The sequence below is a fragment of the Roseinatronobacter domitianus genome, assembly GCF_023336755.1.
Classification (GTDB): domain Bacteria; phylum Pseudomonadota; class Alphaproteobacteria; order Rhodobacterales; family Rhodobacteraceae; genus Roseinatronobacter; species Roseinatronobacter domitianus.
The window spans coordinates 1-10,395 of sequence record NZ_JALZWP010000033.1 but is presented as its reverse complement, the minus strand read 5'-3'; the positions used below and the strand labels follow the sequence as shown (position 1 = coordinate 10,395).

Genomic DNA, 10,395 nt, shown 5'->3' with positions numbered 1-10,395 from the left:
ATCTTAGGTGCAATGGCCGCAATCGCGCCCGCCTGCGTTTCGTATGAGCCTTGATGCTCGAACACCATCCGGACCGCCCGTGCGCGGACCTCGGGTGAGTAGCGATTTGCCATTTTGCTTTTTGTCATCACAACCATCCTTACTTAAGTTGATGGTCTCCGACAAACTCGGGGCGATTCAATATTCTTCCGCCGAGTTGCGAAAATCGGCCAGCGCGATAAGCAACAGCTTCACAAATGTCTACAACGGTACTGCCGCAAAGACAGCTGCTTGAGTGCCGACCCTAAAAGTAATTACGTCAACCGCCAGGAAGTGCCACGCCGATCCACCGACTGCCAGCAAGGTCAGTATCCGTCTTCAGCGCAGATCACAGCGAACGAACGCTTTCCGCCCCCTTGCGTCAACCGCGGCTTTTTGGGCTTCGCTTACCCTCGCCCGAACCGCCCGGATTACCGGTGCCCGGATCGGCCCCGCCGGTCTCGGCCCTCATCCGGCGGAAGAACTCGGTGAGCCGGTCGTCAGCGCGCGTAGCCCGATCGTCAGCCTCGATCTTGGCCGCCTCCAGCATTCCGCATCTCTCTTGAAGTGCGCTTTGTTCAGCCTGCAGTTTGTTCAGTTCCTCGGACAAGGAGGACTTCTCAGCCTCAAGCTCGGCAAGGCTGGCCTTCACCTGTTCCAGCATGTCCTTGGCAGCGTCGCGCTCCGCTTCCACGCCCCTCAAGTCATCGAGTAGCTCGGCGTACTGCCGCTCCGCCTCGGTGCGCATATCAGTCATGTCGCGGCGCAGCGCGTCGGTTGCCGCCTGAGCCTCCTCCGTCGCTTCGCGCCATAGCCGCATTGCCAGGTCGCGCAGCTGTTCCATGACGGCGTCCGGAACCTCGATCTCTTCGCGCGTCACCTTCCTTTGTTCCTCGCGCCAGGCGCGCAGCAGCGGCGCGAGGGTGGACATGGACCCACCCCCGACCAGCTCATGCACAGCGGCATTTGTCACGGGCTTGCCCTGCGCGAGCAATTCGCTTGCCGCACGCGCGACGTTTTCCGAAGTGAGGATCGACGCACGGGGCATGGTGACGACCTTTTTCGTTTCGTAATGTATCATATGTAGCGTAACGATGATACATATCAATACGCTTAGCACGGCGCGTGCAGCGTAGATTAGACCCCGGGACTGGATCGCCATCCTCACTTAAGAGCAGCCGCTTCGCCAAATAGACAGCCATCGGATCGAAAGGGCACATTTACACCCAGCACAACAGAACTTATATTTTCAAGGATGCAAGCCGATGAAGATTTGAATACCAGACAGCCCGACACGACCATAGCGCAGGTTCTTACTGACCGACACCCTCGGATACGCTTCCGTGCGGCCTTCAGGAACCATCCCAGGCTGCGAAGCTGGACGGTACACTCTGTGCTGGATTCCGCTGGATCCTTGAACGCATTTTTGCAGGAATGTCGCGGCCTTCCGCAATTCGGAGATGTACAGGAGCGCCGGCTCCGCGATATCCTTGACGATCTGGCAAGACGCCGAGGCCGTTTGCCTGCCAAGCCCTGTCGGAAGCAGGCGCTCGACAACGCTAACCCGAGCAAGCTGAGTGGCACGTTTTATCCTGATTTCATCTCGGCGTGGAACGATGTCTATCGGAGAGCCTGGCGCTTGGCGCATTTCGACGCTTTCCTTTATGTCCCAAGTTCACTCCCCGAATTCGTCAAACACCCTGAGGTGCTGCGCGCCGAAATCGGCCCTGAAATCGATCTCTCCGAGTATACTTCCCAGTGTGCTGAGCTACGCGAGAGTCTTTTTTCTGTGACCCGTGCTGAGGGTTTGGTGCTGATAGACCGCACGCGGCTCGACATGGTGTTTAGATGTCACGGCCCTTATGCGGGATTGAGCACCGATACACTTGAAGCCCAATGCCGGATGCTGCAGGAACTCGACTCGCTTCTGCCCAGCTCGGTCAACATCCGCGTCTGTGATGTTGAGGCTGCGCGGCTGACGTCGTGTTCAGTTATCGGCGATGTTATCACGCTGGCAGTCGCGGGCGGCTATCTGGTGACGCGCGACAAGGCGCTCCAGACCCTGCTTGAGAAGCGTTGCGCTTCGGCGATGCAGGGAACGTGTAGCCTGGCGGCTTATCTCGCAGATGGACCGGACATGTGCACCTCAGAATGAAACGCCCTCACATTGCGGCGGGTCATTGAGCTCGCGGCCATGCAAAACGTGCAGGCGACAAAGTGGAACCGACAGGATGAAGGCTGCAATAGTGCTAGAGCATGTTGCGCTCAATCGGTTTTATACCCGGCAGCCTTGAAGAAGTTGTAGCATTCTTCGTCGGTGAAGAGATCGCAGACATGCGCGGCGGCGCGCTCCTTTCAGAGTTTTGTGCAGATGTGCGCGTTGCCGGAAGTCGTGTCCATGGGATCCACAAGTGTGAGCAGCAACGATTCAGCCGCAGCTGATCAATTTTCCTCAACGATATCCTTGGGACTTGTCCCAATGGCGCCAGGGCTTTCGGCCAGGAACTGGTGGCATGAATCAAATCTGAGACACAGGTCGCCCTGAGCCGACAAGGCCTCTTCGGTCATCACTTAAACTTGGACTATGCGGTCAGCCATCGCTGGTCAGTCGGTCAGACCACCCTTCTCAGCGGATGCATCCAACCCAAGCCCAATGAGGACCCGGATCGCCTCGTTCTCCGAAGCTAGGCGCTTCTCGAAGCGGAAATCGGATATCCGCTTCGCCTGATCTTCTGTCAGGTTCACCAGCTTCTTCACAGGGAATACAGTATCTTTGCTCATGACCTCAAAATAAAGCATATGCTCAATATGCGAGCAAGGCAGGTGCTACCAACACCCGCCCGCTCTAACCGCCAGAACCTATTGAGGAGGCTCCGATGGCTAAACGTATCGATACCACTATTCCCCCGTTCGCTGAACCCCCGCTGCGCGCGATGTTTGCGCGGTTCACCGCTCTGGTTGGGGCGCTGTCCCAGCTGACGTCTGCCGAGCGCGATCTTGGCGGCTATGACGGCCAGGATCCGGCGCTTGCGGCCTTTACCGGCGCGGTGGATGCGGCCCGCGCCCAGACGCTGAGCCACTGCGCGGTGATCCTCGCGGTGGAGCCCGAGGACGAGATGGCCTATGGGCTGCAAATGGCGGCCAAGATGGTCCGGACCGTCCTGACGACGCAGACGCCCACCGAGGTGGCGATGATCCGGAATATCCTTGCGATGCGCCACGAGACGGTGCTCTTCGGGCTCTACCGGGCGGGCCTGCCGCGCTATAATGCCCTCTTGGACACGGCGTTCGACGCGCTCGCAGCCCATATCGTGCTGCCCGGGACCGGGGGAGACGTGATCGAGCATGACGAGAAGGCGGGGAAGCCCTCCAGCGCGCGCGTGGCGCATACCGGGATGTCGCGCTGCTTCACCGGCCTGCTGGGCGCGATGGACCAGTTTATCCGCGCAGACCAGATGCTCCAACGCCCGGTGGCAGGAGACGTCCGGGCGCGGCCCTTCGGGTTCGCGATGCTGCGGTCGGAGGCTGCTCTGACCGCGATGCTCGACGCACTTCATGAGGTCATGGCCGCTGAGCTGAACCGCTGTGAAGACCGGGCGCTTTGGGAGATGGGATACGCCCTGTTCAGCCTGATCGAGCAGGCAGATGATGACGCACGCCTGTTCCTGTTCGATACGCTCATGGACTATCGGCCGCAGTTCATGTTGCCCGGCACCCATGCGGTGGCGCGCCAGACCCGGCAGCTGCAGGACCGGTTTTTCGGCCTGGTCGCGGAGATGATGCAGCTCGAGGATTTCAGCGGGCCCGGCCCTGACGGCGATGGTGCCTTTGGGCCGGCACTGGCGGCCTGAGCCGGCAGGACGCGCGATCTTCCGAAGGGGGCACACGCCCCCTCTCCTTTCCCTTCATGAATGAGGTGCATAATGATGCAGCCCTTTCTTCCCGGCCTGACCATGCCGTCCCGCCCGGCTGAGATCCGCGATGCGCGGACGGCGCTGGCCCATTACCCGAACATGACGACCGAGGACCTGTGCCGCTACGCAAAGCACCTTGGCGCCTCGGCTGAACTTTTCGTGGACTCACTGTTCATGCGTCTTGGGGAACGGGCTTTTCCCATGCCCGAACATGAACGCTGTGATCGGGCTCTTATCCTCCCGAATGGCACCCCCATCCGCATTCAGGTCAAGACGCGCCACGCGGTCACCATCAACGGCGACTATGTCTTCAACCTGCGCCAGCGCAGTGAACGCGGCGCGACCGGACGCGGCCCCTATGAAGCCACTGACTTCGATATGCTTGCGAAGGTCATCCTGAGCGAGAATGTGGTGCGTTTCACCGCCGACTGGCAGCATCGTCAGGTGATCCACGCCTCCGAGATCGCGCAGTTGCGCCGCGACCCACGCGCGTCGCTTGATGCGGCGCTCGCCCGGCTGGGCCACACTGATGCCATCCCCGGCGGCTGGGACGCGGACCTCGACCTCGCCGCCTAAATCATCGGGGCTGCCTGACCGGTGCCGCCTGACTGGGCCGACCCGCAACACCCGCCCCCTGCAACCAGATCGCGTTCCTGGTCCACCATTGGGCCGGACCGTTTTCCCTTTCCTTATTCCTGACGGAGGCTTCCCATGACGCAGCCCATGACCCCGACCCATCCGCTCACGTCCACGACCACCGGCGCCGCCGCTTCTGCTGACTGGCGCGGTTTCGCCGCCGCGATCCGCGAGAGCCTGCTTGCTGTGCAGCCCGCTTGGGCGACGATCTCCGGTGTGATCACGACCCACCCGCCTTACACTGCGCCGACCGATGCGCCGCCTGCTGCAGTTCGCCCCGCTTTTACCGCTCCCAAGTCGTCGACCCCCACCATGGGATCCTCCACCGCGGCCCGCCCGGCGGACACCGCCAATGCGGCGCCCCGGACCGATCTGGATGATATTCTCGATTTTGTTGAGGCGGAGGCGGAAGCCGCCGCGGCCCTCATGGCGGACGCCCTGCCGCCTGTCCCCGACGGGTCGGGCAAGGAGGCGGCGGCCTATACCCTGCGGCCTGCCGTGGCGCTTGCTGTAACCCGGCTGGCCGCCACCTTCGGCAGCCCTGCCGCGCTATATAAAGCCCTGAGCGCGCCCGGGTCGCTGACGGTGCTTTCGGCGGACACGCCCGGCCTCGACGAGACCCTCTACAAGGTCCTCGATCATACCCTGAGCCGCGCGCCCTTCTGGCCGGAAGACGCGCCGCTGCCCAAGACAGTTCGCGCGGAAGACGCCGTGGTCTCGAAGGACAGCCGCAAATCCGGCGAAAGCCCGATCGGCCAGCTTGTGCCCGCGGTGCGCACGGCGCTGGAGACGCGGCGTGCGATTGTCGCAGTAGCCGTGGCGGCGGGGACCCTGCCCGCGGCCCTGCGCGCTATGACGCCGCAGGTGATCCGGCTCGCCGCCCTCGACCGGGCCATGCTGGCCGGGATCCTCGCCGATGCTTACTCCGACACGGGGAGCCGGGGAGACGATGACCGGACCGACACGCCCGCCCTCGCCCGGCTGCCGGACGACGCCCACTGCAAGGGGCTGGGGCCGGACGATCTGGTGCTGGCCCTTCGCAGCCCGACGCTGGAGGGTGCCGTCGCGGCCTTGGTGCAGGCTTCGGCCCCGGACACGGCCGATGGGCCGGGGCTGGCGGATTTCCCGCTGCCGCAAGAGGTGCGCGATCCGCTGGAGCAGATGGTCACGGACCTGCTTGCCTGGCAGGCAGGCGAGATCGCGTGGAAAGACGTCACCCGCGGCCTGCTTCTCTCCGGCCCGCCGGGGAGCGGCAAAACGGAAATTCCCCGCCTGATCGCCAGATCGGCCGGGATCAACGTCATCTCCGGCTCGATCGCCGACTGGTCCTCGGAAGGCGCCCGCGGGAGTGAGGTGATCAAGGCAATGCGGGAGTGTTTTGCCCGCGCCGCCGCACGCGCGCCCGCGGTCTTGTTCATCGACGAGTTGGATGCCGTCGGCGACCGCGAGCGTGTGGGGGACAACAACCGCACCTGGACCGAGTATGTGGTGACGGGTCTTTTGGCTGCCATGGACGGCTATGAGGGGCATGAGGGCGTGGTCATCATGGGCGCGACAAATCATGTGGACCGGATCGACAAAGCCGTCCGCCGACCCGGCCGCTTTGACCGGGTGCTGCATCTGGGCTACCCGACACATGATCTGCTCCCTGCGGCGATCCGCTGGCAGGCCTGGCCGGATCTGGCGGATGCGGACCTGACCGGCCTTGCCGCGCAGGCATCCGGTATGTCAGGGGCAGATATTGCAGGCCTCGTCCGGTCCGCCCGCGCGCGGGCCCGTCAGGAGAAGCGCCCGCTCACCTGCGACGATCTGAACGCAACCTTGAGCAACCTGCGCCCGCCGGTTCCCGAAGCGATCCGCTGGCAGATCGCGGTGCACGAGGCGGGTCATGCGCTCACCGGGGCTGCGACCGGGATCGCGCGCCCGCAGATGCTGGCGCTTCAAGGCGGCGGCGGGGTGACGCAGCAATCCCTTCTGCGCCGCAGCCAGCGCCGCAATGAGATCGCCGACACGCTGGCCGATGATCTTGGCGGACGCGCGGCGGAGATCGTCATGTTCGGGGAACCCTCCGGCGGCGCAGCTGGGGACGCCAACAGCGATCTCGCGCGCGCCACGCAGGGCGCGGCCGCGATGGAGCTGTCATGGGGTTTGGGCGATGAGCTGCTCTGGTTGGGCGATCCCGAGATGGTGCTGGCGCGCCTGCGCGTCGAGCCGGCCCTGCGCGCGCGGGTCGAGGCCCGGCTGCAACAGGCACAGGCCCGTGCCCTGCGGATTGTGGACGCCAACCGCGCCTTGCTGGAGGAGATGGCCACGGCATTGCTCCGGACCGGCGTGCTGACCGGCCCCGAGCTGGAGGCGCTGGTCGCGAAGGTCGTGCCGGATGCCGAGCCCGGAGTGGTGCCGGGACAGACCCCTCCCGGACCGATCCTTCCCGAACAGACCACTGCTGCGCCGGTCTTACCGGCCCCCGAGGAGCAGAGAACCCGCGCGACAGATGATGTCACCCGGCCCTCCGATGGTCTGGTCGAACACCCTGAAGCCCGTCTGCTGACGATCGCTCCGGAACAGGGGCACGCACCGGCCCCGCTTAAGCTGCGGCACGGGCCGGACCGGGCCGACAACACCAACACCCCGCCCGACCCGGACATCATCCGGCCCTTCGCGGCCTGAGCGGGCCAGCCAGCGCGCTGTCCGGGCTTGCATGCCAAAGCGCGCGAGGCCCCCACAAGCCCGGGCGCGCCGATCAGAGCCAGCGGCCCTCATCCATTCGACACGACACAAGGAGTGCCTCCATGCCCGAGACCACCCCCATTCGGACCGCTGCGCTGCGGCCCATCCGCCCCGCTCGGCGGCATCGTCCCCTTTTCCATCGACCCACACATCGCCAAGCGCGACGTCCGGTCCAAACACCCAGGGATCATGGCCGTTATGGTGCAAAGCTTCACGGATTTCCTGCGCCCCGACGACATAGGTTCGCGCGATGACCTAAACCGGCACAGTCCGGAGAACGCGCGCATTTACCCGGCCCGGCGGGCGGCTTTATCTTCGATCAGCTCACAAACCCAGGACCCAAGGACCAAAGCCCACACGTCCCCACACCCAAAAAACCAAACACCAGCGCCGCAGGCACGCCAGACGCGCCGTGGCGCGGGCGGCCCCGGATCAGGACCACCCTGGCTGGATCAGGCCCTACCGATCAACCTGACCTGGCCGAAGGCTTTTCCGCCCGAGGGGCGGTCGTCCTTGGTCTTTTCTATTTCAGGACTCGATGCCTCAGGACAAAACACCAAACCACGACCCCAAACCTCAAAAAAACCAGACAGCGCCGCAGGCACGCCGGACGCGCTGTGGCGCGGGCGGCCCATTTCAGGACAGCCCCGAGTAAATACGCAATCCCATGTCACGGACATACCACCTGACCTCGTATCCGGGCCGCGCCGCTGGGGCGACCGGATCACGTCTTGTTCCGCGCGCTACTCATTTCGCCTCGACCGCGGGCCTCACCCCTCTGAGCCGACGCGTCCCAACCTAACGGAGTTCCCGCATGCCAACCCATATCAAGGAACACCTGACGCCCACCTCTCGGAGGGCTTCCGCAGCGCGCGTGATCCCTATTTTATATCGCCACACCAACGCGTTAATGGATTTCCAATCCCCAAGCATTTCGGCCCGGGGGGCAGATTTCGCATCCGTGACAGGCTATAGTCTTGCTTGCGCCCCCATCGCCGCAAAGGCCGATGCACCGGGGCGCGCGAGAGCACAAGACGGGACGACAACGGGTGAGCAACCAAGCGATCCGGCTGACACGCGCAACCACGCCCCTGCCCTGGGGAGATCGGTAACGTGCCCCTGTCACTCAACAAGACCCCCCGCAAGCCCCCTCCCGCAGGCGCGATCCTTTCGCTGGTCAAGAACGCGCCGAACCGGCAAGATACGCTGCCGCCACCGCACCCGGCACTGCTGGACCTGGTGCGGCTGATGGCGCGGGCGGACGCGCGACGGGCGCGAGCGGAGGAAAGGGGGACGCGGTGATGAGAGAGATGACGGGCCTGCGGGCTGCGATTTACGCGCGCTATTCGAGTGACATGCAATCAGCTGCCTCGATCACGGATCAGGTGCGGCTCTGCCGCAAGCTGGCCGAGGAGCGCGGCTGGCAGGTTGTGGAGGTCTTCGCAGACGAAGCACTGTCCGGGGCCAGCCATCTGCGTCCGGGCTATCAGGCGCTGCAGCAGGCCGCAATGGCGGGGCGCTTCGATGTGCTGGTGGCCGAGGCGCTGGACCGGCTGAGCCGCGATCAGGAACATATCGCGGGCCTGCACAAGCGGATGCGGTACTTGGGCGTGGAGGTGTTCACGAAAGCTGAGGGCGTGATCAGCGAAATGCATATCGGGCTTGGCGGCACGATGTCGGCGCTGTTCCTGCGGCAGCTTGCCGAGAAGACGCACAGGGGCCTTGAAGGCCGGGTGAAGCAGGGCAAATCCGCAGGTGGGATCAGCTACGGCTACCGGCTCGACCGCCAACCCCTTCCGGACGGGACCTACACCACCGGAGACCGGGTGATCGATGAGGCGCAGGCCGCGATCGTACGGCGGATATTCACGGAATATGACCGGGGGCTGAGCGCGCGGTCGATCACGATCGGCCTGAACCGGGACGGCATCGCCCCGCCCCGGTCGGGCGGGAAAGGATCCGGCACGTGGTCGTTTTCCACAATATCGGGGAACTGGAAGCGCGGGACAGGGGTCCTCAACAATGACCTTTATCGAGGCCTTCTCGTCTGGAACCGGCAACGGTTTATCAAGGACCCGGATACCGGCAAACGGCAGGCTCGGCTGAACCCACCTGATGAGTGGATCACCGAAGAGGTGCCGCATCTGCGCATCATCGACGACGCCCTATGGGCGCGGGTCAAACGCCGCCAGGGCGCGATCCGGGAGGATATCCTGACGGAACGGGCAGAAGACCCGGACGCGCCAAGGATCGAACGCGCGCACCGCCCGCGCTACCTGCTGTCAGGCCTTCTCAACTGCGGCTGCTGCGGGGCGGGCTATATCATAATCAGCGCCACGCGCTATGGCTGCTCGGCCGCGCGCAACCGGGGAACCTGCTCGAACAAGAAGACGATCGCGCGCAAGGATGTGGAGGCCCGCGTCCTGAACGGGCTGCAGACCCGCCTGATGCACCCCGATCTGATCCGGGCGTACATCACGACCTGGCAGCAGGAGATGCAGACGGAGCGGCGGGACGCCTTGGCCGCCCGGGGCAAGCAGGAACGCCGCCATGCCAAGGTGATGAAAGAGATCGACGCGATTGTCACCGCGATCACCCAGGGCATGTTTCATGCGAGCATGAAGGCGAAGATGGACGCGCCGGAGGCAGAACGGGCCGAACTGGAGGCAAGGCTGGCCGCCCTGCCTGATCCGGAACCGGTGGCGATCCACCCGGGCCTTGCCGAGACTTATGCGCGCAAAGTGGCAGACCTGGCAGCGGCCCTGAACACCCAGGAGGCGCGGCCCGAAGCGGCAGATTTGCTGCGGGGCCTGATCGAGAGCGTAACGCTGACGCCGGATCCAGACGCGCCCAACGGTCACCGGATCGAGCTGGTGGGGGAGTTGGGGGCGATTTTATCGTTATGTGGGAATGGGTTGGACACAAACGCAAAAACCCGCACGGGTAGTGCGGGTGTTGGGCAAGTAACGATGGTTGCGGGGACAGGATTTGAACCTGTGACCTTCAGGTTATGAGCCTGACGAGCTACCTGGCTGCTCCACCCCGCGTTGGTATTATGGACTGGTTGATTATCAGGTTTGGCGGTGAGCTACTCTCC

At 64.1% G+C, this 10,395-nt stretch carries 8 protein-coding genes, 1 tRNA gene and 1 pseudogene; 6 read left to right on the top strand and 4 right to left on the bottom strand.

The genetic code is table 11. The features are described 5' to 3' along the window. Together M3N55_RS16245 and M3N55_RS16240 are read right to left on the bottom strand one after the other, a co-directional pair. Window positions 1–128: pseudogene (locus tag M3N55_RS16245) on the bottom strand (IS3 family transposase); the annotation flags it as partial. Window positions 129–400: 272 nt separating this feature from the next. Continuing rightward, entirely contained in the window at window positions 401–1,099 is a 699-nt protein-coding gene (locus M3N55_RS16240) for a DNA-binding protein (protein WP_249060917.1), read from the bottom strand. A gap of 312 nt (window positions 1,100–1,411) precedes the next feature. On the opposite strand from M3N55_RS16240, the gene M3N55_RS16235 reads away from it, so the two are divergent. Together M3N55_RS16235 and M3N55_RS16230 are read left to right on the top strand one after the other, a co-directional pair. Then, window positions 1,412–2,173 carry a hypothetical protein gene (locus M3N55_RS16235; protein ID WP_249060916.1) on the top strand — a complete coding sequence of 254 codons (762 nt, stop codon included), beginning with the start codon at window positions 1,412–1,414 and terminating at the stop codon, window positions 2,171–2,173. 101 nt (window positions 2,174–2,274) lie between these two features. Beyond that, the gene (locus M3N55_RS16230; protein WP_249060915.1) at window positions 2,275–2,460 is read left to right on the top strand and encodes a hypothetical protein; all 186 of its coding nucleotides are present in this window, start codon (window positions 2,275–2,277) and stop codon (window positions 2,458–2,460) included. A 162-nt stretch (window positions 2,461–2,622) separates the two neighbouring features. On the opposite strand, the gene M3N55_RS16225 is transcribed toward M3N55_RS16230, so the two are convergent. Next, window positions 2,623–2,799: a hypothetical protein gene (locus M3N55_RS16225; protein WP_249060914.1), complete on the bottom strand. Its 177-nt coding sequence runs from the start codon at window positions 2,797–2,799 to the stop codon at window positions 2,623–2,625. Window positions 2,800–2,894: 95 nt separating this feature from the next. Between M3N55_RS16225 and M3N55_RS16220 the strand changes: the two genes are divergently transcribed. From M3N55_RS16220 to M3N55_RS16205, 4 genes are all read left to right on the top strand, one after another. After that, the gene (locus tag M3N55_RS16220) at window positions 2,895–3,869 is read left to right on the top strand and encodes a hypothetical protein (protein ID WP_249060913.1); all 975 of its coding nucleotides are present in this window, start codon (window positions 2,895–2,897) and stop codon (window positions 3,867–3,869) included. A 72-nt stretch (window positions 3,870–3,941) separates the two neighbouring features. Further along, window positions 3,942–4,508 carry a PDDEXK-like family protein gene (locus M3N55_RS16215; RefSeq protein WP_249060912.1) on the top strand — a complete coding sequence of 189 codons (567 nt, stop codon included), beginning with the start codon at window positions 3,942–3,944 and terminating at the stop codon, window positions 4,506–4,508. 135 nt (window positions 4,509–4,643) lie between these two features. After that, the gene (locus tag M3N55_RS16210; RefSeq protein WP_249060911.1) at window positions 4,644–7,238 is read left to right on the top strand and encodes an AAA family ATPase; all 2,595 of its coding nucleotides are present in this window, start codon (window positions 4,644–4,646) and stop codon (window positions 7,236–7,238) included. A gap of 1,361 nt (window positions 7,239–8,599) precedes the next feature. Further along, window positions 8,600–10,312: a recombinase family protein gene (locus M3N55_RS16205; protein ID WP_346429285.1), complete on the top strand. Its 1,713-nt coding sequence runs from the start codon at window positions 8,600–8,602 to the stop codon at window positions 10,310–10,312. On the opposite strand, the gene M3N55_RS16200 is transcribed toward M3N55_RS16205, so the two are convergent. After that, window positions 10,269–10,345: transfer RNA gene (locus M3N55_RS16200), tRNA-Met, on the bottom strand. The genes M3N55_RS16205 and M3N55_RS16200 overlap by 44 nt on opposite strands. Window positions 10,346–10,395 lie beyond the last annotated feature (50 nt).